This is a genomic window from Streptomyces sp. NPDC056835, assembly GCF_042789485.1.
Taxonomy (GTDB): Bacteria; Actinomycetota; Actinomycetes; order Streptomycetales; family Streptomycetaceae; genus Streptomyces.
The window spans coordinates 263,911-286,817 of record NZ_JBHUBB010000001.1; the positions used below are offsets into that span (position 1 = coordinate 263,911).

At 70.8% G+C, this 22,907-nt stretch carries 22 protein-coding genes; 15 read left to right on the forward strand and 7 right to left on the reverse strand.

Going from position 1 to position 22,907, the window contains the following annotated elements; all coding sequences use genetic code 11:
• Positions 1-11 precede the first annotated feature (11 nt).
• The gene (locus ACFRMN_RS01230) at positions 12-1,628 is read right to left on the reverse strand and encodes an MFS transporter (RefSeq protein WP_383011399.1); all 1,617 of its coding nucleotides are present in this window, start codon (positions 1,626-1,628) and stop codon (positions 12-14) included.
• 125 nt (positions 1,629-1,753) lie between these two features.
• Between ACFRMN_RS01230 and ACFRMN_RS01235 the strand changes: the two genes are divergently transcribed.
• The 7 genes from ACFRMN_RS01235 (at position 1,754) to ACFRMN_RS01265 (ending at position 9,667) form a co-directional block, all read left to right on the forward strand.
• A complete protein-coding gene (locus tag ACFRMN_RS01235) occupies positions 1,754-2,428 on the forward strand; it encodes a TetR/AcrR family transcriptional regulator (RefSeq protein WP_383011402.1) in 675 nt (224 codons plus the stop codon).
• 138 nt (positions 2,429-2,566) lie between these two features.
• Complete coding sequence (locus ACFRMN_RS01240; protein ID WP_383011405.1) at positions 2,567-3,772, forward strand: alpha/beta hydrolase; 1,206 nt, start codon at positions 2,567-2,569, stop codon at positions 3,770-3,772.
• A 108-nt stretch (positions 3,773-3,880) separates the two neighbouring features.
• Positions 3,881-4,789: a DUF4429 domain-containing protein gene (locus ACFRMN_RS01245; RefSeq protein WP_383011408.1), complete on the forward strand. Its 909-nt coding sequence runs from the start codon at positions 3,881-3,883 to the stop codon at positions 4,787-4,789.
• 160 nt (positions 4,790-4,949) lie between these two features.
• Positions 4,950-6,428, forward strand: coding sequence for a sensor histidine kinase (locus ACFRMN_RS01250; RefSeq protein WP_383011411.1), 1,479 nt, complete (start codon positions 4,950-4,952; stop codon positions 6,426-6,428).
• Complete coding sequence (locus ACFRMN_RS01255; protein ID WP_383011414.1) at positions 6,425-7,111, forward strand: response regulator; 687 nt, start codon at positions 6,425-6,427, stop codon at positions 7,109-7,111. Before ACFRMN_RS01250 ends, ACFRMN_RS01255 begins: the two co-directional genes overlap by 4 nt.
• A 214-nt stretch (positions 7,112-7,325) precedes the next feature.
• On the forward strand, positions 7,326-8,459 hold the full coding sequence (locus ACFRMN_RS01260) for an alpha/beta hydrolase (RefSeq protein WP_383011416.1): 1,134 nt from the start codon (positions 7,326-7,328) through the stop codon (positions 8,457-8,459).
• Positions 8,456-9,667, forward strand: coding sequence for an acyltransferase (locus ACFRMN_RS01265; RefSeq protein WP_383011419.1), 1,212 nt, complete (start codon positions 8,456-8,458; stop codon positions 9,665-9,667). Before ACFRMN_RS01260 ends, ACFRMN_RS01265 begins: the two co-directional genes overlap by 4 nt.
• Before the next feature lie 34 nt (positions 9,668-9,701).
• Here ACFRMN_RS01265 and ACFRMN_RS01270 read toward each other — a convergent pair whose 3' ends face one another.
• Positions 9,702-10,718: an aldo/keto reductase gene (locus ACFRMN_RS01270; protein WP_383011422.1), complete on the reverse strand. Its 1,017-nt coding sequence runs from the start codon at positions 10,716-10,718 to the stop codon at positions 9,702-9,704.
• 6 nt (positions 10,719-10,724) lie between these two features.
• Positions 10,725-11,189, reverse strand: coding sequence for a MerR family transcriptional regulator (locus tag ACFRMN_RS01275; RefSeq protein WP_383011425.1), 465 nt, complete (start codon positions 11,187-11,189; stop codon positions 10,725-10,727).
• 132 nt (positions 11,190-11,321) lie between these two features.
• Between ACFRMN_RS01275 and ACFRMN_RS01280 the strand changes: the two genes are divergently transcribed.
• Positions 11,322-12,143, forward strand: a complete 822-nt coding sequence (locus ACFRMN_RS01280; RefSeq protein WP_383011427.1) for a serine hydrolase domain-containing protein — start codon at positions 11,322-11,324, stop codon at positions 12,141-12,143.
• A gap of 95 nt (positions 12,144-12,238) precedes the next feature.
• On the opposite strand, the gene ACFRMN_RS01285 is transcribed toward ACFRMN_RS01280, so the two are convergent.
• Positions 12,239-12,904 carry a pirin family protein gene (locus ACFRMN_RS01285; protein WP_383011430.1) on the reverse strand — a complete coding sequence of 222 codons (666 nt, stop codon included), beginning with the start codon at positions 12,902-12,904 and terminating at the stop codon, positions 12,239-12,241.
• A gap of 92 nt (positions 12,905-12,996) precedes the next feature.
• Between ACFRMN_RS01285 and ACFRMN_RS01290 the strand changes: the two genes are divergently transcribed.
• The 5 genes from ACFRMN_RS01290 to fabF all read left to right on the forward strand — a co-directional run bounded on the left by ACFRMN_RS01290 (position 12,997) and on the right by fabF (position 17,902).
• Entirely contained in the window at positions 12,997-14,178 is a 1,182-nt protein-coding gene (locus ACFRMN_RS01290) for a PucR family transcriptional regulator (protein ID WP_382874242.1), read from the forward strand.
• An 89-nt stretch (positions 14,179-14,267) separates the two neighbouring features.
• Entirely contained in the window at positions 14,268-15,209 is a 942-nt protein-coding gene (locus tag ACFRMN_RS01295; protein WP_383011433.1) for an ACP S-malonyltransferase, read from the forward strand.
• A gap of 12 nt (positions 15,210-15,221) precedes the next feature.
• Complete coding sequence (locus tag ACFRMN_RS01300) at positions 15,222-16,223, forward strand: ketoacyl-ACP synthase III (RefSeq protein WP_383011435.1); 1,002 nt, start codon at positions 15,222-15,224, stop codon at positions 16,221-16,223.
• Positions 16,224-16,289: 66 nt separating this feature from the next.
• Positions 16,290-16,541 (forward strand): acyl carrier protein, encoded by a 252-nt coding sequence (locus ACFRMN_RS01305; protein ID WP_129768692.1) that lies wholly within the window; start codon positions 16,290-16,292, stop codon positions 16,539-16,541.
• 98 nt (positions 16,542-16,639) lie between these two features.
• Positions 16,640-17,902 (forward strand): beta-ketoacyl-ACP synthase II, encoded by a 1,263-nt coding sequence (gene fabF / locus ACFRMN_RS01310; protein ID WP_383011438.1) that lies wholly within the window; start codon positions 16,640-16,642, stop codon positions 17,900-17,902.
• 106 nt (positions 17,903-18,008) lie between these two features.
• Here the strand turns inward: fabF and ACFRMN_RS01315 are convergent, their stop codons facing one another.
• The 3 genes from ACFRMN_RS01315 to ACFRMN_RS01325 all read right to left on the reverse strand — a co-directional run bounded on the left by ACFRMN_RS01315 (position 18,009) and on the right by ACFRMN_RS01325 (position 20,576).
• The gene (locus ACFRMN_RS01315; protein WP_383011441.1) at positions 18,009-19,058 is read right to left on the reverse strand and encodes a hypothetical protein; all 1,050 of its coding nucleotides are present in this window, start codon (positions 19,056-19,058) and stop codon (positions 18,009-18,011) included.
• A 114-nt stretch (positions 19,059-19,172) separates the two neighbouring features.
• Positions 19,173-20,048, reverse strand: a complete 876-nt coding sequence (locus tag ACFRMN_RS01320) for an NAD(P)-dependent oxidoreductase (protein WP_383011444.1) — start codon at positions 20,046-20,048, stop codon at positions 19,173-19,175.
• 33 nt (positions 20,049-20,081) lie between these two features.
• Positions 20,082-20,576: a DUF3145 domain-containing protein gene (locus ACFRMN_RS01325; RefSeq protein WP_383011447.1), complete on the reverse strand. Its 495-nt coding sequence runs from the start codon at positions 20,574-20,576 to the stop codon at positions 20,082-20,084.
• A 299-nt stretch (positions 20,577-20,875) separates the two neighbouring features.
• Here ACFRMN_RS01325 and ACFRMN_RS01330 point away from each other — a divergent pair, with 299 nt between their 5' ends.
• Together ACFRMN_RS01330 and ACFRMN_RS01335 are read left to right on the forward strand one after the other, a co-directional pair.
• Positions 20,876-21,847: an SGNH/GDSL hydrolase family protein gene (locus ACFRMN_RS01330; protein WP_383011450.1), complete on the forward strand. Its 972-nt coding sequence runs from the start codon at positions 20,876-20,878 to the stop codon at positions 21,845-21,847.
• Positions 21,848-21,880: 33 nt separating this feature from the next.
• On the forward strand, positions 21,881-22,852 hold the full coding sequence (locus ACFRMN_RS01335; RefSeq protein ID WP_383012030.1) for an aldose epimerase family protein: 972 nt from the start codon (positions 21,881-21,883) through the stop codon (positions 22,850-22,852).
• The last annotated feature ends 55 nt before the right edge of the window (positions 22,853-22,907 follow it).

The following is a 22,907-nucleotide window of genomic DNA, read 5'->3' on the forward strand; positions in this document are numbered from 1 at the left end:
GGGGGCTGACGTCAGATGTGCACCCCTCCGCCCGCGGCGTCCGCGTTGCTGCCGCGCTTCGTCAGCAGGGCGACGAAGACCGCCACGACCGCGACACCGGCCGCCACGAGACAGGCCAGGCTCATACCCGACATGAAGGTGTCGTGCGCGATGCCCGTGATCTTCTCGGCGACGGCGGCGGGGGTGTCCGGCGGCACCGGAGCCACCCCGACCTGGACCGCTTCGGCGGCCTGGTCGGCCTGCGCGGGGCTGAGCGGCGGCAACCCGGCCCCCGTCCAGTTGCCCGGCAGGTCGTTGGAGACCTTGGAGGCCATGACGGCGCCGAGTACGGCCGTACCGAGGCTGCCGCCGATCTGCATGGCGGACTGCTGGATTCCGCCGGCCACACCCGACAGCTCCATCGGGGCGTTGCCCACGATGACCTCGGTCGCGCCGACCATGACAGGAGCGAGGCCGAGGCCGAGCAGCGCGAACCAGATCGACATGGTGAAGCTGCCGGTACCGGTCTCCAGGGTGGACATGCCGAACATGGCGACCGCGGTCAGCGCCATGCCGCCGGCCAGCGGGATCCGCGGCCCCACCTTGGTGATCAGGATGCCCGCGAGGGGCGAGCCGACGATCATCATGCCGGTGAGCGGCAGCAGATGGAGACCGCTGTCGACCGGGCTCATGCCGTGCACGTTCTGGAGATAGAAGGTGACGAAGAAGAGGCCGCCCAGGAAGGCGATGGCCATCAGCGCCATCAGCACCACACCGGCGGAGAGCGGTACGGAGCGGAAGAGCGCCAGCGGTACGAGCGGTTCCCTGACCTTCGTCTCCCAGACGGCGAAGAGCACGAAGGAGAGCACGGCCGCGCCCATGAAGAGCCAGGTCTTGCCGTCGCCCCAGCCCCAGACCGGCGCCTTGATGATCGCCCAGACCAGACAGAACATGGCGCCCGAGAGCAGCACGATGCCGAGGATGTCGAAGGACCTCGGGGCGTTCGCCGCCCGGTGGTCCCGCAGGATCAGCCCGCCGACGATCAGCGCGACCACACCGACCGGCACATTGATGAAGAAGACCGACTGCCAGCTGACGTGCTCGACCAGCACGCCGCCCAGGATCGGGCCGCCCGCGGTCGAGGCGCCGATGACCATGCCCCAGATACCGATGGCCATGTTGAGCTTCTCGGCGGGGAAGGTGGCACGCAGCAGACCGAGCGCGGCCGGCATCAGCAGAGCGCCGAAGAGCCCCTGGAGCACCCGGAAGATGATCACGTAGGAGATGCTGTCGGAGAGCCCGATGGCCCCCGAGGCAGCGGCGAAGCCGACAACGCCGATAAGGAAGGTCTGCCGGTGACCGAACCGGTCACCGAGCTTGCCGGCGGTGATCAGCGCCACGGCGAGCGCGAGGAAGTAGCCGTTGGTGATCCACTGCACATCGGCGAAAGTGGCGCCGAGGTCCTTCTGGATGGCAGGGTTCGCGATCGCGACAATGGTGCCATCTAGCGCCACCATCATGACGCCGATCGCCACGGAGAACAGCGTGAGCCAGGGGTGGCCGCGCAGCCCCTTGGGCGGCTTGGACAGCGCCGGCTCCGGGGGTTCCGGCGACAGCGGCACCTTGTCGACAGTGGTCTGACTAGTCATACCGCAAACGTTAGTGTCAGCTACTGACAGTTGACAAACAATTTCTTAAGCAAGTAACTGTCACGTGGCTCACAGCTAGACTGAATAACATTCAGTAGTAAAAGCGGTGGAATGAGGACATTGCGTTGACCCCCGGGCAGAACATGACCATCGGGTTGCGTGCCCGCAAGAAGCGCCGTACCCGCGACGCCCTGTTGCGTGTGGCGCTCGAACTGTTCACGACCCAGGGGTACGAACAAACCACCATCGACGAGATCACGGACGCCGTGGAGGTGTCCCAGCGCACCTTCTTCCGCTATTTCGCCAGCAAGGAGGAGGCCGCCTTCGCCGTCGTGGACATGGTCGAGAACAAGTTCGTCGACTCCCTGCGCGCACGGCCCGCGGAGGAGACCCCGTTCGAGGCGATGCGCAACGCCGTCGAGTCGGCCTGGGACTCCGTCAGCGAAGCGCTGGACGCCATCGTCCCGGTCGAGCTCTATATGCGGACGTATCAGCTGATCGAGTCGACTCCGGCCCTGAGCGCCGTCCATCTGCGGCGCACGGCGGAGCTGGAGGAGGGGATCGCCCAACTGATCGCGGACCGCGAGGGCCTGGACATGAACACCGATCCACGGCCGCGGGTCGCCGTCGCCTCGTTCACCGGCGTCATGCGGGTGACCGGCCAGATCTGGGGGCGGGGCCGGGACGCGAGTGTGGAGTCGCTTCAGGAGGTCACCAGGGTCTATCTCGACCAACTCGGCCCCGCGCTCGCGGGGAACTGGCGGACGCCGGCGTGCGACACAGAACGCGGACCCGCCTGATGACAGCTCCGCGACGCGCCGGGGCGTAGACGCCGCCCGCGCGTTCGGTGCGGTTAACCTCGGTCCAATCCTCCTTGGCGCGTGATCTGACTCACCCTCGTCACGAGGGTCCCCGCGCTCGTCCTAGGCTGAGCGGTAGTGACCTCCTTCGACTCCTCACCCACCCTCAACGCATGGCGCGCTCTCCTCGCTCTCGCCGTGGTGTTCGTGATGCTGACCTCCACCGGCTGGACGGCCGTGGCGAACCGGCGCGGTCCCGGCGAGCCCCTGAAACTCGCCCTCAGCGCATGGGAGAGGGGCCGGATAGGCGTCCGTCATCTGCCGAGCCCCGACGCGTCGCCGAAGCGTCTCGCCGCCTTCTTCGCCTCCCTCACCCGAGGAGAGCAGGAACGGCTGGCCGTCAAGTACCCGCTGGTCGTGGGCAATCTCAACGGCGCCCCGGTCACCCTTCGCTATCGCGCCAACCGGCTGGCCCTGACGCAGGCGCGCACGGTGGAGGAGCGCCGTATGCGCGACACCAGACTGTCGGACGACGGCCGTCAACAGGCGGGCCGCCGGATGAACCGGTACGAGTCGATGCTCAGCGGCGACCGGCAGATCCTCGCGTTCGATCCCTCGGGCAAGGGGCGCGCGGCCGAGGTCCTCGGCGACCTCGACCGCGCCGAGCGCGTCTCCGTCATCGTCCCCGGAGTCGACACCAATGTGCTGACGTTCGAGCGGACCAACCGCTGGTACAGCGCGCCGGCCGGCATGGCCGAGTCGCTGTACTCCGCCGAGCGGGCAGCCGACGCCGACACCCGTACCGCCGTCATCGCGTGGGCCGACTACACCGCGCCCGCCGGTCTCGGTGTGGACGCGGCGATCGGCAAGCTCGCGGAGGACGGTGCCGTACGGCTCGCCGCGCTGACCACCGCGCTGCCGGGGACGTCACGGGTCTCGCTGTTCTGCCACAGCTACGGCTCCGTCGTGTGCGGCGTCGCCGCGCACGCACTGCCGGGCAGGGTCACGGACGTAGCGGTCGCGGGCAGCCCCGGCATGCGTGTCGGAAACGCCGCGCAACTGCGCACGGGCGCGTATGTATGGGCCATGCGGGACCGTGACGACTGGATCCAGGACGTCCCCTACATGGCGGTCGGCGGCCTCGGCCATGGCGCCGATCCGGTGGCCCGGGGCTTCGGCGCGCGGGTGATCTCGGCGCGCGGGGCGATCGGTCACGCCGGCTACTTCCAGCCGGGTACGGAGAGCCTCGACAACTTCGCGGACATCGGGGTGGGTTCCTACCCCGCGGTGAGCTGCGCGGACGGAGCCGACGCCTGCCGCAGCGGCATCCCCGACGCCGACTGAGAAGCGGCCGCCGGCGGTGTCGCCGGGGCGGGGCCCCGGGCTGACGCGCGTAGAATTCCCGCGCTGCGGCAGGCGACGCGAGGGCGCCCGCCGCCTACGATGAAGCACATGGGTGATGTGCTTCAGGGGATTCATGCCACCTGGGAGTTCGAAAGCGACTCCGTGCTCATCCGCTTCGAACGGGGGATCCGGACGCCGAAGCTCTTTCAGGCGCTGGGCGAACGCCGTATTCCCCACGAGGCGTTGTCATCGGTGACGCTCACTCCCAGCAGACGCGGGACGGTGGTGCTGCACGCCGTGCCGAGAGCCGGCGCCGACCCTCTTACGGAAGCGGCGGCCGGGCAGCTCAGGGAGAGCGGCGATCCGTACCGGCTGGTGCTGCCGGCCGAGCGCGAGACCCTCGCGGAGTACTACGCCGACGAGTTGCGCGCCGCGCTCGCCCGGGCCCGGCGGACCGGGGCCGGGGACATATGGGACGAGCGGGAGCCCGCCGAGCGCTATCTGGTGACCGCGCCGGAGCCACCGCTCCAGTTCAAGGCGTACGACGCCAAGGCGTCCTTCGACGGGCACCGGGTGTCCTTCCGCTGGTTCTGGACGGGTGCCTCCTCCGCCAAATGGAAGGCGGGTGACCAGAGCCTCCCGGTCACCGAGCTCCAGGGCGTCGAGTGGCGTTCCCCCGAACTCTTCGACGGCTATCTGCGGCTGCTCCGGCGCGACGGTCCTGGCCCGGCGCAGGGGCAGCCCGCCCAGGCGGACCACGATCCGGCGGCCGTCGTCTTCGGACTGGGCTATGGACCGGTGCATGAGTCACTGCCGTTCGCGGCGGCGGTTCTGGAGGCGGTCCAGGGCGCGGCGACGGGCCGCGCGGCCGTCCCGGCCCACGCGGTGGTCCCCGCCCGCCGCGATCCGGCGGAAGTGGCGGAGCGGATCCGGCATCTCGGCGAGCTGCACAGCGCGGGTCTGGTGACGGACGACGAGTTCAGCGCGAAGAAGGCGGAGCTGCTGGCGGAGCTGTGACCTACCCCGGCCTACCCCCGGCAGGAGAGCTGTGACGTGCCTCGGTAGGAGCTGTGACGTACCCCGGTTCCGGGCCGTGACGTCATACTCCGGTATGACATCAGGACCGACTCCTCGGTATGACGCCGGATCGTGCGGTGCTGCCTAGGCTGAACGGGTCATGAGTACCCCACCGTCGCCGTCGCCGCCTCCCCGGCCGTCTGCCCCGCCCCGGCCGTCAGTCCCGCCCCGGCCGTTGTCGCCGCCCTCGCCACCGCGCTCCGCCCTGTGGCGTGACGCGGCGCGCGCGCTCTTCGGCGCGCTGCGTACGCCGGCGCAGTCCACCGAACCGCTGTTCGCGTGGGCGCCCAAGCGATGGCAGCGGTTCGCGCCGTATGTGGTGCTCTTCGGCTTCGCCGTGACCCTGCTGCCGGTCACCACCACGGTCCTCGTGCAGGACTACCGGCTGGGCGGCGGCTGGGCGGGGGCGCTGGCCACCGCGCAGGCCACTCCCCTGCTGCTCGCCGTGAGCCGGCCGCTCCAGGCCTGGTGGATCATCTTCACCGCCGATGTCGTGGGCGGGCTTCTGCTCCAGAGCGCGGACGGTGTCGTGGGCCGGGCCTGGCCGTGGACCCCCACGGTGATCATCGGCTATCTGGTGCTGATGATCTGCCTGGGGCTGCGCGAATCGCGCCGTACCCTGCTCGCGGTCTGGCTGGCGACCGGTGCGGCCGGGTTCCTCTTCGAGTTGATCTCGCAGGACCGCAGCGACGGCACCCATCTGCTGCTGTTCGTCCTGAGCGGCGTCTTCCTCGTCGTGACGGCGGCGCTGCGCGAACGGCGCGACGCCCAGCGCAGACTGGTGGAGCAGGAGACCATCAGTGAGGCCGAGCGCGCCCGGCGCACGCTGCTGGAGGAGCGCGCCCGCATCGCGCGTGAGCTGCACGATGTGGTGGCCCACCACATGTCGGTGATCACGGTGCAGGCGGACTCGGCGCCGTACCGGATCGACGGACTGCCGGACTCCGCGCGCGAGGAGTTCTCCACCATCGCGGCGAGCGCGCGGGAATCCCTGACGGAGATGCGGCGGCTGCTCGCGGTGCTCCGCAGCGACGGTACGGAGAGCGAGCGCACCCCGCAGCCGGGGCTCGACCGGGTGCAGCAGCTGGTGGAGGCGACGGTACGGGCGGGGGTACCGGCCGAGGTGTCGCTCCCCGCCGAGCTGGGACCCGTCCCGCCGGCCGTGGATCTCTCCGCGTACCGGATCGTGCAGGAGGCGCTGGCCAATGTGGTGCGGCACGCGTCCGGCGCGCCGACCCGGGTCTCGGTGGTCTCCGACGGTGACTGGCTGACCGTCCTGATCGTCAACGGCCCGGGCGCCGAGCGCACTTCACCGCTGGAGCCCGGTGGAACGGGCCACGGCCTGATCGGTATGCGGGAACGCGTACGGTTGACCGGCGGCACGCTCGACACCGGACCGCTGCCGGACGGCGGCTTCCGGGTCGCCGCGCGGCTTCCGCTGACGGACGCGAACGCCCCAGCGGCCCCATCGGCCTCGCCCGTTTCGTCCACCTCGTCCGCCTCTCGCGGCTCCACGGACTCCACCGATCTCACCGACGTCACCGGCCCGGCCGGTCCGGCCCGTAAGGACGCTCCTTGACCATCCGCGTGATCATCGTCGACGACCAGGCCATGGTGCGCGCGGGGTTCGCCGCTCTGCTGTCGGCGCAGGCAGACATCGATGTGGTGGGTGAGGCGCCCGACGGCCGCCAGGGCATCGAGGTAAGCCGCTCCGTCCACCCGGATGTGGTCCTGATGGATGTCCGGATGCCGGAGATGGACGGACTCGCCGCCGCCCGCGAGCTGTTGAACCCCCCGGTGGGGGTGGTGCATCTGCCGAAGGTGCTGATGCTGACCACCTTCGACGTCGACGACTATGTCTACGAGGCGCTGCGCGCCGGGGCGTCGGGCTTCCTGCTCAAGGACGCGCCCCCGGCCGATCTCATCGCGGCGGTACGGATCGTCGCGGCCGGTGAGGCGCTGCTCGCGCCGTCCGTGACCCGGCGGCTGATCGCGGACTTCGCCCAGCAGCGCCCCGCCCGTGGCCGCAAGGACCCCTCGCTGCGGCTGCGCGGACTCACGCCCCGGGAGACCGAGGTGCTCGAACTGATCGCCCGGGGGCTGTCCAACCAGGAGATCGCCGAACATCTCGTGGTCGCCGAACAGACGGTGAAGACCCATATCGGCCGTGTCCTGTCCAAGCTCTCGCTGCGCGACCGCGCGCAAGCGGTGATCTTCGCCTACGAGTCGGGCCTGGTCACCCCGGGCGACGCGCCCGCCTGACCCGTCGTCCGGACCCCGCCCCGGGCTGCCCCCTCGTACCGCAATGCCGCGCGCCCGCGCGCCCGCACGGACGGGCAGGCACGGGCGTGGACCGGCACCCCCACTACCCCGGTATGACACGGCGGTTGGCTCCCCGGTGTGATGTCCGGCCACACACCCTCTTCCTACCTTCCTCCTCGCCACCACATGGACGAGCGGGAAGAAGGAGACGGGCATGCGCCGCTTCAGGAGGACCCTGGTCGCCGCCGCACTGGCGACGGCCATGGTCGGGGGAACAGCGGGCTGGGCCTCCGGCAACATCCAACGGGCCGTCACGGGACCGCCCGTGGGAAGCGCCGCCTGGCGTGCCGACGACTCGCTCGGCCGGGCACTGCCCGACCCGGCGAGCGCCACACCCGGCCAAGTGGCGCGGTTCTTCGCCACACTGACGCCCAGCCGGAGTCAGCAACTCGTCCGCCGCCATCCACTGGTCGTCGGCAATCTCGACGGCGCGCCGGTCGCACTGCGGTACGAGGCCAACTCCCGTGCGATACGGGCCGAGCACGACCCCCGGTACGAGCGCCTGGCGAAGCCCGGGCGGCAGATCCTCGCCTTCGACCCGCGCGGTCGTGGCCAAGTCGCCGAGGTGTACGGGGATCTGGCGACCGCACGCCATGTGTCCGTCGTCGTACCGGGCTCGGACATCGACGCGGCGACCTTCGACCGTACGAAGGATCCGTACGGTACGCCCGCCGGCATGGCCGGGGCGCTGCGAGCGGCGACGGGCGGCCGTACCGCCGTGATCGCGTGGGCCGGTTACACCACCCCTGTCGGGTTCGGTCTCGACGTGGCCACCGGTGATCTCGCCGAGGCGGGGGCCGGCCGACTGGCACGGTTCACGCAGGGGCTCACGGCGGCCGGGGTCGGCCAACCTGTGCTGTTCTGCCACAGCTATGGCGCCGTGGTGTGCGGGCTCGCCGCCTCCGAGGTGAACGCCACCGACATCGTGGTGCTCGGCGCCCCTGGAATGCGGGCCGGACATAGGGCGGACCTCCATACCGACGCACGGGTCTGGGCCGCGAAGAATCCCTCCGACTGGATCTCCAGGGTCCCCCATGTCGAGATCGCGGGCCTGGGCCATGGCCAGGACCCGGCGGCCCCGTCCTTCGGCGCGCGCCGGGTGCCCGCCGACCTGGCCGAGGGCCACACCGGCTACTTCGTCCCCGGCACGGACTCGCTGCGCGCCTTCGCCGCCATCGCCCAGGGCCGGATCACGCGGAGCGACATCGCACAGGGCCGGATCACGCGGAGCGACATCGCACAGGACGACATCACGCGGGACGACATCACGCGGGGAGAGGTCCGATGACGACGCTCGCGACCACGATCGAGAAGATCGAGGCACGGACCCCCGCCCACCGCGACCGCGCGATCGACGGGCTGCGCGCCCTCGCGCTGCTCGCCGTACCCACCGGACACTGGCTGCTCGGCGGCTTCACCCTGGACTCCGACGGCGCGCTGCACAACGCCAGCCCGCTCGCCGCCTTCGGCGGATTCGCGCCGGTGAGCTGGGTGCTCCAGATGCTGGGCATCTTCTTCCTGGTCGGGGGATACGCCTCCGTACTCTCGTACCGCAGACGGAAATCCACCACCGCCGCCTGGCTCCGGCAGCGCGTGACGCGGCTCGGCAGGCCCGTCCTCGGGGTGACGGCCGTCTGGGCGGCGATGATGCCGCCGCTGTACGCGCTCGGCGTACCCGAGACCACGCTGCGCACCGGATCGACGCTGGTGATCCAGCCCCTGTGGTTCGTCGGGGTCTATACGGTGGTCACCGCGCTGACCCCGTACTGTGTGCGCGCCGCACACAAGCTGGGCGGCTGGGCCGCCGCTCCCCTGCTGGTGTCGGTCGCCGTCGTCGACTTCCTGCGCTACGGACCGTATGCCGACACCATGCCGTCCTGGCTGAGCATGGTGAACATCCTGCCCGGCTGGCTCTTCGCCTATCAGCTCGGAGTCTCCTGGGGCGAGGGACGGATCGGCCGGCGCGGGGCACGTGTCCTGCTCATCGGCGGCACGCTGCTCTTCGCCGCGCTGCTGGTCGTCTTCCACTACCCGGCGTCGATGGTCGGCGTGCCCGGCGAGACCCGTACCAACTCGCATCCGCCGTCCCTGCTGGTACTCGCCCTCGCCGCCGCGCAGAGCGGTGCGGCGATCCTGCTGCGCGACCGGATCGGGCGGCTGCTGAGCAGGCCCGCGCTGTGGGCGCCGGTCGTCGTCATCAATCTGTGCGCGATGACGATCCTGTGCTGGCACCAGACGGCGATGCTCGCCGCCGCCGTGCCCGCGTCCTTCCTCGGGCCGGTGGCCGGTCTGACGACCTCACCCGACTCCCTCGGCTGGATCGTGGTGCGGCTGACCTGGATGCCGCTCTTCGCGACGCTGCTCGTCCTCATCGGGCGGTACGCGCGCCGCTTCGACGCCCCGTGGCAGACCGGGACGCGCGCGTCGAAGGCCCGCCGCGCGGCAGCGGGGCTGCTGGCGGCGGGCTTCGCGGTCTTCGCGCTGGGGCTGGCATGAGCGCCGGCCCCGCGCGAGGCGTCGGACTGCCCGGCTACTCGCGGCCGGCCGAGGTGAACGACATATCGGTGTACCGGCCGCCGGCCACCTGGCCCGCGATCGGCTCCAGCAGCCGCATCTCGCTCTCGGTGAGGATGAGCCGCGTGGCGGCGGTGTTCTCCTCGATCCGGCTGCGTTTGCGGGTCCCGGGGATCGGTACGACGGCCAGCCCGTGCAGCCCGGCCTGCTGCTGCACCCAGGCCAGCGCGACCTGCCCCAGGGTGGCGTTCCTGCCCTCGGCGATCTTGCGTACCGGATCGAGCAGCGCGGCGTTCGCGGCGGCGTTGTCACCGGTGAAGCGGGGCTGCTGGCGACGGAAGTCGTCGGCGCCCAGCTCCTGGTCGGCGTTGACGAACGCGCCGGTCAGAAAGCCCCGGCCGAGCGGGGAGTACGGCACGAGCGCGACGCCCAGCTCGGCGGCGGCCGGTACGGCGTTCGCCTCGATGTCGCGGCTGAACAGCGACCACTCCGACTGGAGGGCGGCGATCGGGTGCACGGCCTGCGCGGCCCGCAGCTCGCGGCCGGTGACCTCGCTCAGCCCGAGGTGGCCGACCTTGCCCTCGCGCACCAGATCGGCCATCGTGCCGACCGTCTCCTCGATGGGGACGTTCACATCGCGCCGGTGCATGTAGTAGAGGTCGATGTGGTCGACGCCGAGACGCTTCAGACTTCCCTCGACGCACTCGCGGATATAGGGCGCGTCATTGCGGATGATCCGCTTGGTGGGGTCGGCCGGGTCGAGGCGCAGGGCGAACTTGGTGGCGAGGACGATCTCGTCCCGGTGCGCCCGGACGAACGGCGCGATGAACTTCTCGTTCTCCCCCGCGCCGTAGGCGTCCGCCGTGTCGTACAGCGTCACGCCCAGCTCCAGGGCGCGTTCCAGGGTGGCCCGCGCCTCGTCGGCGTCCGTCGGCCCGTAGGACTGGCTCATTCCCATGCAGCCGAGCCCCTGGACACCGACCTCCGGCCCATCGGCACCGAGCCGCACCTTTTCGATCCTGCTGTCGCTCATCGGGGTTCAGACCCTCTCCGACGCCTTGCGGGCGCCCGCGTAAAAGCTGATCTTGTAGTCGAGTACGGCGACAGTGTCCTGCAGCTCGGCGATCCGCCGATGGACATCACGGCGTGTCCGCTCCAGCAGCTCCTGCCGCTCCTCGAACGTGTCCTCACCCAGCCTGATCAGCTCGGCGTACCGGACCATGTCCGCCACGGGCATGCCGGTGAGCCGCAGCTTCCCCACGAAGGTGAGCCAGTCCAGGTCCTTGTTGCTGAAGCGGCGCTGGCCGGTGTGCGACCGGTCCACATGCGGCATGAGGCCGATCCGCTCGTACCAGCGCAGGGTGTGCGCCGAGAGTCCGGTGAAGGAGGCGACCTCGCTGATCGTGTAGCGCGCCGCGCCGTCGGGCCGCGGATGCGGGCGCGGCGCCGACACGCACTCGTCCACGCGGGCCGTCCGTACGGGGGTGCTCTCCATCAGCGTCATACCCTCAACGCTAGATCCTTCGAGTGCACTCGAAGCAAGCGAAATGTCGGCGAGTTTCCCGCCACCTCGGATGCGTCCCGCCCGCACCCCCACCCCCGCGACGCGGGGGACCCTCTCGCTAACCTCGTCACCATGCAGAGCCTGGCGATGATCGAGAACTGGCCGGTGACGAACGCCGCGGCCGCCGTCGTACGTGCGGACGGCACCGTCGTCGGATCGTACGGCCCGACGGCGCGGCGCTTTCCGCTCGCCTCCGTGACCAAGCCGCTGGCCGCGTACGCGGCGCTGGTGGCGTACGAGGAGGGGGCCGTCGAGCTGGACGAGCCGGCCGGGCCCGAGGGGTCCACCGTCCGTCATCTGCTCGCGCACACCAGCGGTCTGGCCTTCGACGAACACCGCGTGGCCAACGCGCCGGGCACCCGCCGGCTGTACTCCAACGCGGGCTTCGAGGTGCTCGGCGACCATATCGCCAAGGCCACCGGGATCGCGTTCCCCGACTATCTCCGCGAGGCCGTGTTCGAGCCGCTGGGCATGGCCGCGACCTCGCTGCCCGAGGGCGGGTCGCCGGCCAGGGACGGGATCTCGACCGTCGACGATCTGACGCGGTTCGCCGCCGAACTCCAGGCGCCCCGGCTGCTGGACGCGCGCACGGTCCTGGAGGCGATGACGGTCGTCCATCCCGGGCTGTCCGGCGTACTGCCCGGTTACGGCTTCCAGAAGAACAACGACTGGGGGCTCGGCCTGGAGATCCGGGACGCCAAGTCCCCGCACTGGACGGGCGCCTCGTCCTCGCCGCGCACCTTCGGGCACTTCGGGCAGTCCGGTACGTTCCTGTGGGTCGACCCGGACGCGGGGGCGGCCTGTGTGGCGCTGGCGGACCGGGACTTCGGGCCGTGGGCGGTCGCGGCCTGGCCGCCGTTCACCGACGCGGTCCTCGCGGAGCTGTCGGCCTGAGCACTCGGCCCGAATGCTCGGCCCCGACTCCCGGTCTGGGCTCCCGGCCCGGACTCTCGGCCCGGACTCTCGGTCTGGGCTCCCGGCCCGGACTCTCAGTCCGACATCTCCCAGAGCAGTACCTCCGCCGCCGGGGCCGCCACCAGTTCGAGCCCTTCCGCGTCCGTGATCCGCGCCGAGTCGCCCGGCCCCAGCGCGGGCCCCGCCGCGCCATCGATCCGTACCCCACCGCGCACCACCTGGACGTACACATACGGCGCGTCGGGCACGGCGGAGCGCTCGCCGTCCCGCAGACGCCGTACGTGCAGCATGGCCCCGGCCCTCGGCAGGGCGTACGGCGTGGAGTCGGCGATACCGCGCACGACCTCGTACGCCGGGTCGCCGCCCGGCTCCAGCGGCGCCAGCCACATCTGTACGAAGACCAGCGGCCGGTCGCCGTCATTGCGTTCCACATGCCGCACCCCGCCGGCCGAGCTGAGCCGCTGGACGTCCCCCGGCCGCACGACGGTGGCGTGGCCGGCCGAGTCGCGGTGCGTCAGCTCGCCCTCGACGACCCAGGTGACGATCTCCGTATGACTGTGCGGGTGCTCGTCGAACCCGGCGCCGGGCGCGAGCCGCTCCTCATTGCAGGCGAGGACAGCGCCGAAGCGCAGATTGTCCGGATCGTAGAAGCGCCCGAAGGAGAAGGCGTGCAGGGACTCGATGCCCGCCGAGGGGTCGCCGCCGACATAGCGCTGCGCTGCGTACCGTACGAGAATCACGGCTTCACGGTAGGCGCTCCGGCGGGGACGGGACGAGACGCCCGCCGACCCCTCCCCCGCGGGCGGTGGCTCCGATAAGGCACTCTTGACCCGTGGCTGAACCCTCGAACGAACCCCATCCGCACCCCGCGACGCTGCGGCGGCTGGAGCAGTCCTCAGGACGGCTCGCCGCGAACGCCATCGCCCGCATGGACGAGACGCTGCCGTGGTACCGCGCGATGCCGCCGGAGAACCGTTCCTGGATCGGGCTGGTCGCCCAGGCCGGTATCGCCGCGTTCACCGAGTGGTTCCGCCACCCCGAGACCCCGCAGGCCATCTCCACCGATGTCTTCGGCACAGCCCCGCGCGAGCTGACGCGGGCGATCACCCTGCGCCAGACCGTCGAGATGGTTCGGACCACGATCGAGGTCATGGAGACGGCGATCGAGGAGGTCGCGGCCCCCGGCGACGAGTCCGCGCTGCGCGAGGCGCTGCTCGTGTACGCGCGGGAGATCGCCTTCGCGACGGCACAGGTGTACGCGCAGGCCGCCGAGGCACGCGGCGCGTGGGACGCCCGGCTGGAATCGCTCGTCGTGAACGCCGTGCTCTCCGGGGAGGCCGATGAGGGCGCCGTCTCCCGGGCGGCGGCCCTCGGCTGGAACTCCCCCGAACATGTCTGCGTCCTGCTCGGCACCGCCCCGGACGGGGACAGCGAACTGACCGTGGAGGCGATCCGCCGGGCGGCCAGGCACGCCAAGCTCCAGGTCCTCACCGGTGTGCTCGGCGACCGGCTCGTGGTGATCGCGGGCGGCAGCGACAACCCGCTCCAGGTCGCCAAGGCGCTGATCGGCCCCTACGCGGCGGGCCCCGTCGTGGCGGGCCCGGTGGTGCCCGATCTGCTGGCCGCGACGAAGTCCGCGCAGGCCGCGGCGGCCGGCCTCAAGGCGTGTTTCGCCTGGCAGGACGCACCGCGCCCGGTGCTCGCTGACGATCTGCTGCCGGAGCGCGCGATCGCCTCCGACCCCGCCGCGCGTGAGCAGTTGGTGGAGGAGATCTACAGACCGCTTGAGGAAGCGGGGTCCGCGCTGCTGGAGACTCTGAGTGTCTATCTGGAACAGGCGAGCAGTCTTGAGGGTGCGGCGAGGATGCTGTTCGTGCACCCCAACACCGTGCGCTACCGGCTGCGACGTGTGACTGACGTCACCGGGTGGTCACCCTCCGATGTGAGGTCCGCGTTCACGCTGCGGATTGCACTGATCTTGGGGCGCTTGGCCGACGGAGATCCACAGACCTAGACTTTTGTCGTACTCCAACAATTCCCCCAGCGGTTCTTCGTTCCCCTCCCCACGGGCGGTGAAGACCCTTCGCAAGAGAGAGTGTGAGGGTGCTCGTACTCGTCGCTCCCGGCCAAGGCGCTCAGACGCCCGGCTTCCTGACCCCCTGGCTCGAACTGCCCGGTGCCGAAGACCGGCTGCGGGCATGGTCGGCCGCCATCGACCTGGATCTGGTCCACTACGGCACGGATGCCGACGCGGACGAGATCAGAGACACCGCGGTGGCCCAGCCGCTGCTGGTCGCCGCCGCCCTGCTCTCCGCCCGCCGGCTCTTCCCCACCACCGAGGACGTGGCGCGCGACGTCGATGCCACGGCCGGCCACAGCGTCGGTGAACTGGCCGCCACGGCGCTGGCCGGTGTGGTCCCGGACGAGGTGGCCCTGTCGCTCGTACGCGCCCGGGGTCTGGCGATGGCCGAGGCCGCCGCCATCACGGAGACCGGGATGGCTGCGCTGCTCGGCGGCGAACCGGAAACCACCCTCGCGCATCTGGAGAAGCTCGGTCTGACCCCCGCCAATGTGAACGGCGCGGGCCAGATCGTCGCGGCCGGCACGCGTGAGCAACTCGCCGCGCTGGAGGCCGACAAGCCCGAGGGCGTACGGCGCGTGGTGGCGCTCAAGGTCGCCGGCGCGTTCCACACGCACCACATGGCACCCGCGGTCGAGAAGCTCGACACGGCCGCGCGTTCCGTCTCCGTCGCCGACCCGGTCGTACCGTACGTCTCGAACCGCGACGGGCTGACCGTCGCGACCGGCTCCGGAATCGTGACCCGCCTGGTCGGCCAGGTCGCCAACCCGGTCCGCTGGGACCTGTGCATGGAGACCTTCAAGGAGCGGGGTGTGACCGCGCTGATCGAGCTGTGCCCCGGCGGCACCCTGACGGGTATCGCCAAGCGCGCCCTGCCCGGGGTGAAGACCCTGGCGCTGAAGACACCCGACGACCTCGACGCGGCCCGCACGCTGATCGCCGAGCACTCCTCCACGGCTGAATAGGAGTCAGAGAGCATGTCGAAGATCAAGCCCAGCAAGGGCGCCCCGCACGCACGCATCATGGGCGTGGGCGGCTACCGCCCGACCCGGGTCGTGCCCAACGAGGTGATCCTCGAAACGATCGACTCGTCCGACGAGTGGATCCGCTCCCGCTCCGGCATCGCGACCCGCCACTGGGCCTCCCCGGAGGAGACGGTCGCCGCGATGTCCATCGAGGCGTCCGGCAAGGCCATCGCCGACGCCGGGATCACGCCGGAGCAGATCGACGGTGTGATCGTCGCCACCGTCTCGCACTTCAAGCAGACCCCGGCCGTCGCGACCGAGATCGCGGACAAGATCGGCGCGGGCAGGCCCGCCGCGTTCGACATCTCCGCGGGCTGCGCCGGCTTCGGCTACGGACTGACCCTCGCCAAGGGCATGGTCGTCGAGGGCTCGGCGGAGCACGTACTCGTCATCGGCGTGGAGCGGCTTTCGGACCTGACCGATCTGGAGGACCGTGCGACGGCCTTCCTGTTCGGCGACGGCGCGGGCGCCGTGGTCGTCGGACCCGCCAAGGAGCCGATGATCGGCCCCACCATCTGGGGCTCCGAGGGCGACAAGTCCGACACCATCAAGCAGACCGTGCCGTGGGACGTCTACCGCGACGGAACCGCGGAGAAGTTTCCGGCCATCACGCAGGAGGGCCAGGCGGTCTTCCGCTGGGCCGTCTTCGAGATGGCGAAGGTCGCCCAGCAGGCCCTGGACGCCGCCGGAATCAGCTCCGCGGACCTGGACGTCTTCATTCCGCACCAGGCCAATATGCGGATCATCGACTCGATGGTGAAGACTCTGAAGCTGCCGGAAAGCGTCATGGTCGCCCGTGACGTGGAAACCACCGGCAACACCTCGGCCGCCTCGATCCCGCTCGCGATGGAGCGGCTTCTGGCGACCGGACAGGCGAAGAGCGGCGACACCGCGCTCGTCATCGGCTTCGGGGCGGGTCTTGTCTACGCCGCGACGGTCGTTACCCTCCCCTAGGCACACCGGATCTTTCCGGAGCGTGTTCCGATATATCCCTCCGCTCAACATCGAAGGAGCGCCAACATGGCCGCCACCCAGGAAGAGATCGTCGACGGTCTCGCCGAGATCGTTAATGAGATCGCCGGTATCCCGGTCGAGGACGTCCAGCTGGACAAGTCCTTCACCGACGATCTGGATGTCGACTCGCTGTCCATGGTCGAGGTCGTCGTCGCCGCCGAAGAGCGCTTCGACGTGAAGATCCCGGACGACGACGTCAAGAACCTCAAGACGGTTGGCGACGCCGCCGACTACATCGCGAAGCACCAGGCCGCCTGAGCGGCTGACCTCTCGCGCTGACCCATCGCGCGGCATCCGCCACCCGGTGGTGGCGCCGTAAAAATTCAGCACCCTCTACACGTGGAGAAAGAATTCCAGTGAACTCGACCAATCGCACCGTGGTCGTCACCGGTATCGGCGCAACCACACCACTGGGTGGCGACAGCGCGACGACCTGGGAAGGTCTGCTCGCCGGCCGCTCCGGAGTACGTCCGCTCGAAGGCGAACGCTTCGCCCAACTGCCGGTCCGTATCGCCGCGGTCGCCGCGGTCGACCCGGGCGATGTCCTGCCCCGCCCGCTCGCCCGCAAGCTTGACCGCTCTGCGCAGTTCGCGCTGATCGCGGCCAGGGAGGCGTGGGCGGACGCGGGTTACACCGCCAGGGCCGGGGAGGACCCCTCGGTCGACCCCGACCGGCTCGGTACCGTGATCGCCTCCGGCATCGGCGGCGTGACCACCCTGCTCGACCAGTACGACGTGCTCAAGGAGCGGGGCGAACGCCGTGTCTCCCCGCACACCGTGCCCATGCTCATGCCCAACAGCCCCTCCGCCAACGTCAGCCTGGAAGTGGGCGCCCGCGCGGGTGTGCACACCCCGGTCTCCGCCTGCGCGTCGGGCGCCGAGGCCGTCGGCTACGCGGTGGAGATGATCCGTACCGGCCGCGCCGACGTGGTCGTCGCCGGTGGTACGGAAGCGGCCGTCCACCCCCTGCCCATCGCGGCGTTCGCCAACATGATGGCGATGTCCAAGAACAACGACGAGCCCACCAAGGCCTCGCGCCCGTACGACAAGGGCCGCGACGGCTTCGTCCTCGGTGAGGGCGCGGGCGTCATCGTCCTGGAGTCGGCCGAGCACGCGGCCAAGCGCGGCGCGCGGGTCTACTGCGAGGTGCTGGGCCAGGGCCTGTCCTCGGACGCCCACCACATCGCCCAGCCCGAGCCCACCGGCCGCGGTATCGCCAAGGCCATGGAGAACCTGCTCGACCAGACGGACCTCAAGCCGGCCGAGGTCATGCACCTCAACGCGCACGCCACATCGACGCCGCAGGGCGATGTCGCCGAGATCAAGGCGCTGCGCCGGGTCCTCGGCGACGATCTGGACCATGTCGCGGTCTCCGCGACGAAGTCGATGACGGGGCATCTGCTGGGCGGCGCGGGCGGTATCGAGACCGTGGCGACGGTCCTCGCGCTCTACCACCGCAAGGCCCCGCCGACGATCAACGTCGATGATCTGGACGAAGAGGTCGTCGCGGACATCGTCGTCGACGGCCCCCGCGATCTGCCCAGCGGCACGATCGCGGCGATCAACAACTCGTTCGGTTTCGGCGGCCACAACGTGGTCCTGGCGCTGCGTACGGTCTGACCGCGCGACGGTTCCCGGCGAACCTTCACGAAGACGCCCGGTCCGGGGTTCCCGGCCGGGCGTCTTCGGTTTCCGCGCGACGCCGCCCCACCTCTCCGCGCGGCCTCTAAGGCGCCCAGTTCTGCGTCACGTACCGGAGCGCGCCGTCGGTGCCGCGGGCGAAGACGGAGATCCGGCCGTCGGCGTGGCGCGCGGGGACCGGGGCGCCCGCGAGCGCGCCGTTCAGGGGGGCGAGGTCCGTGAACTGGTCGCTGTTGACGGTCTTCTGCTCCGCGACCCACAGCGCGCGGCCGGGACCGGCCGCGAAGATCCGAAGACGGCCGTCGAGCGGCGAGCGGAACGGATACGGCGCGCCCGCGGGGCCGCCGCCCTTGAGCGTGCCTTCCGGGTTCCACGCGGTGTAGTCCCCCTGCCTGCCCAGGAAGCAGCCCGCTCCATCCCGGCCCTGCCAGAAGACCCGGATACGGCCGTCCGCGTCGAGCGCGGCCTTCGGGTCGGAGACGGCGGGGGTCCGGGCGATCCGCTCGAAGGGGATCCAGTCGCCGGCGGTATCGGGGATTCGCTGCTCCGAGATCCACAGCTCGTCGTCGCCGCCACGGACGAACACCGCCACCCGGCCGTCGGCCGCCAGAACCGGGCACGGGACACCCTCGGCGGCTCCGCCGATCGTGGCGGCGGGGGCCCAGACGGCGTACGCCACCGAGGTGTGGCTGACCGACCGGACCGTGTGGTCCGCACCCCGGTAGAACACCGAGATCCGCCCGTCGGCGTTGAGGACCGCGGCGGGATCGCCCATGACGCCGTCGGCCACCTTGACCGGAGTGCCGTCGAACTCGCCCGGAGTGCCGTCGAACTCGTCCGCTGTACGACTGATCCGGGCGGCGAACAGTTCGTCGCCCGTCGTGCGCCAGAAGACCCGTATCAGTCGGTCACGGCCCAGGATCGCGGCGGGCACCCCGCTGATCCGGACCCCGGGTGACTCCGCCCACGGGGACCAGCTCAGATCTCTGTTCTCCCGGATGAACAGGAGAGCGTGATTCCGGCCCTCGGCGAGGACGATCAGCCGGCCGTCCGCACCGGCGACCACGGCCGGATCGTTGACGAGGGTGCCTCCCAGCGGCTGGAAGGCACCCCAGACCGTTCCGGCTGTGGTCACGCCGCTTCTCCCCCTGACCCGAAGTCGCTTTATACGCAGGGTCGCAGCCGGACACAACGACACGCCCGGACCGGCCGGACGATCACTCCATCGAGGGAACGGGGGTTGGGCAGGTCAGTCGTCAAAGCTGGCGAAGTACATCGCCGCCATGTCGTCGTCGCCGTGCCCCTGGGCCTCCGCCCGGCGGAACCGCTCGGCGGACGCCGCCGCCCCGTCCAGCCGTACGCCCGCCGACGCCCCGGCCTCCACGATCAGCCGGGCGTCCTTGCCCGCCGTGGCGACCGAGAAGCTCGGGGTGTAGTCGCCCTCCGTGATGACGGCGGCCTTGGCGTGGACATAGCCGCAGTCCAGCGGGCCGCCGGAGATGGCCTCCAGGAAGTACCGCGGGTCCACTCCCAGCCCCTTGGCCAGGGCCAGCGCCTCGCCCGTGCCGTTGGTGAGAGCGATCACCCAGCTGTTGCAGACGAGCTTCAGACGGCTGGCGGCCCCGGTGGAGCCGTCCTCGCCCAGCCAGACCGTACGGCTGCCGATGGCGTCGAGTACGGACGCGAGCGGGGCGCGGGCCTCCTCGGGGCCCGCGGCCAGGATCAGCAGGTCGCCGCTCTCGGCGGGCGCCTTGCTGCCGAGTACGGGCGCGTCGACGAAGACGAGCCCGTGATGACGGGCCAGATCGGCGAGTGAGGGGACGGCCTCGACGCCCACGGTCGTCGTCTGGAGCCAGATGGCGCCGGGCCGCAGACCCGGGCCGGCGGCCGTCACGGCCTCCAGGGCGGCGGGGCCGTCGTACACCATCGTGAGAACGACATCCGCGTCGGCGACAGCCTCGGCGGGAGTGACGAAGGCCCGAGCGCCGTCGGCGGCCAGTGCCTCGGCCTTGGCGGGGGTGCGGTTCCAGACGCGGACGTCGTGTCCTGCGCGGCAGAGATTACGGGCCATCGCGGCGCCCATGATGCCGGTGCCGAGGACAGCTACTGCGAGGTGATCAGCCATGGGACCACGGTAGGACGGGAGGGTCCCGCCCGCTCACACGACCTGGTGCAACCAGCGGACCGGGGCGCCCTCGCCCGCGTACCTGAACGGCTCCAGCTCGTCGTCCCACGGCTTGCCGAGCAGCTTGGCGATCTCCGCCTCCAGCTGCGTCTCACCCTGCTGGGAGCGCGCGAGCGCGGCGCGCAGCCGGTCCTCGGGGATCAGGATGTCGCCGTGCATACCGGTGACGGCGTGGAAGATGCCCAGATCGGGCGTGGCGCTGTAGCGCTCGCCCTCCGCGGTGGCGCAGGGTTCCGCCGTGACCTCGAAGCGGAGCATCTGCCAGCCGCGCAGGGCGGAGGCGATTTCGGAGGCGGTGCCCGCCCGGCCCTTCCAGGAGACCTCCGCTCTCCACGTGCCCGGCGACGCCGGCTGCCGGATCCAGTCGAGCTGGACCCGCAGACCGAGCACACCGGCCACCGCCCACTCGATATGCGGGCACATCGCGCGTGGTGCGGAGTGAACGTACAGAACTCCACGTGTCGTCACCGGGACCTCCAGTGTGGGACGAGGTTCGCCTTTCCCAGCGGCCTCAGTAAACAGCATCGGGAGTGAAACTCCGCAAAAGGGACAGCATGTGACGTGATGTAATTTACCGGAGCCAAGAGAACGGACACCTCTGGTTCGACGTGGAAAAACTACCGTGCGGCGGGGTGCCCTCGGTGACGTACGGTCGGTCCCGGGGCCGATATGCGCGAAGCTTTCACTCGGCAGGACGCCACCGGATGCCTGAAGACGCCAGACTTCTCAAAAGGATGCCAAAGAGGACGCCAAGGGGAAGGACCCTGATGCGGAAGAGCCTTCGGAGCCGGAGCGGGAGCGGCGGTCGGAGCGGGGATCGCCGCCCGGCCCGGAAGGGGCGCGGAGGGCGGCGGTCACGCGCCGGGACGGCCGCCGCGACCGCCGCGGCACTGACCGTGACCGGCCTGCTGGCCGGCTGCGCCGGTCTCGGCGGATCCTCGTCCGACACGGAGGTCAAGGGCACCGCCCCCTCCGCGCGCCCGCCCCTGTGGAACCGCGCCCCGGCCTCGGTGGCGGCGGTCGGTGACTCCATCACCCGTGGTTTCGACGCGTGTGTGGTGCTCGCCGACTGCCCGGAGGTGTCCTGGTCGACGGGTACGGACAGCAAGGTACGCAGCCTCGCCCTGCGGCTGCTCGGCGCTCCGGCGGCGAAGGAGCGCAGCTGGAACCACGCCGCGACCGGCGCCAAGATGTCGGACCTGCCGGGCCAGCTGGCGCAGGCCGCGCAGAACAAGCCCGAGCTGGTCACGATCATGGTGGGCGCCAATGACGCCTGCCAGGACACGGCGAGGCAGATGACACCGGTCGCCAACTTCCGTAAGTCGTTCGAGGCGTCGATGCGCCAGTTGCGCGCCGGGGCGCCCAAGGCGCAGGTGTATGTGTCGAGCGTGCCGGATCTGAAGCGGCTCTGGTCGACCGGCCGGGGCAATCCGCTGGGCCGGCAGATCTGGAAGCTGGGCATCTGCGCCACGATGCTCGGGGACTCGCAGGACATGAGCAAGCAGGCGCAGGACCGGCGGAACATGGTGTACGAGCGGGTCGTGGCGTACAACGACGTGCTGAAGGACGTGTGCGCGAAGGATCCGCGCTGTCGGTACGACGGCGGTGCGGTCTTCGACTTCCGGTTCACCGGAGCGCAGTTGAGCCACTGGGACTGGTTCCATCCCAGCAAGGACGGGCAGAGCATGCTGGCGGAGATCGCGTACCGCAATGTCACGGCGGCGAAGCCGCCCGCCTAGGTCCCCCGCGTAGGGTTCTCCCTCGTGACTGTCATGAATTCGGAGAGCGTCGGTGCGACCGGTGAGGGTACGCCCGTCCACCGCTGGACCCTTGAACGGGCCGGTACCCGGCTACGTCTGCTGACGTACGGCGGCATCGTGCAGTCGGTCGAGATACCCGACCGGAACGGCACCGTCGCCAATGTGGCGCTCGGCTTCCCGGATCTCTCGGGCTATCTGGGCGCCGACGGGCCGTACTTCGGTGCGCTGGTGGGCCGGTACGCGAACCGCATCGGGGGCGCGGCCTTCACGCTCGACGGCCGGACCCACCGGCTTGCGCCCAACGACGGGCCGAACAGTCTGCACGGCGGTGAGCGTGGCTTCGACCGGCGTGTGTGGGACGCGGAGCAGGCCGGGGACCACGGGGTACGGCTGTCGCGGAGCAGCCCCGACGGCGAGGAGGGCTTCCCCGGCCGGCTGGACATCTCGGCGACGTACGCGCTGGACGCGGACGGTGCGCTGCGGATCGACTACCGCGCGGTGACGGACGCCCCGACGCATGTGAATCCGACGAATCACACCTACTGGAATCTGGGCGGCGCGGGCAGTGGCCCCGCGACCGGCCATGAACTGCGCATCGCGGCGGGGCACATCACGCCGGTGGACGGCGCCTCCGTACCGACCGGGGAGCTGGCACCGGTCGACGGCACCCGCTTCGACTTCCGCGAGCCGCGCCCGGTGGGCTCCGGCTACGACCACAACTTCGTCCTGGACGGAGCGGGTCCGGCGGCCGAGCTGTACGACCCGGTGTCGGGCCGGGTGCTGACCGTGACCACCACGGAGCCGGGGATGCAGCTCTACACCGGCGACCACTTCGGTGGGGAGCCGTACGGCCCCGGGGACGGGATCGCCCTGGAGACGCAGCACTTCCCGGACTCCCCGAACCGGCCCGCGTTCCCGAGCACGGTGCTGCGGCCGGGTGAGGTGTTCGTCTCGACCACGACGTTCGGCTTCGGCGTCCGGTAAATCCGGTGACGAGGCATGGGTACGGCCCCGGGGCGGTGTCAGGTCCGCGCCGGGG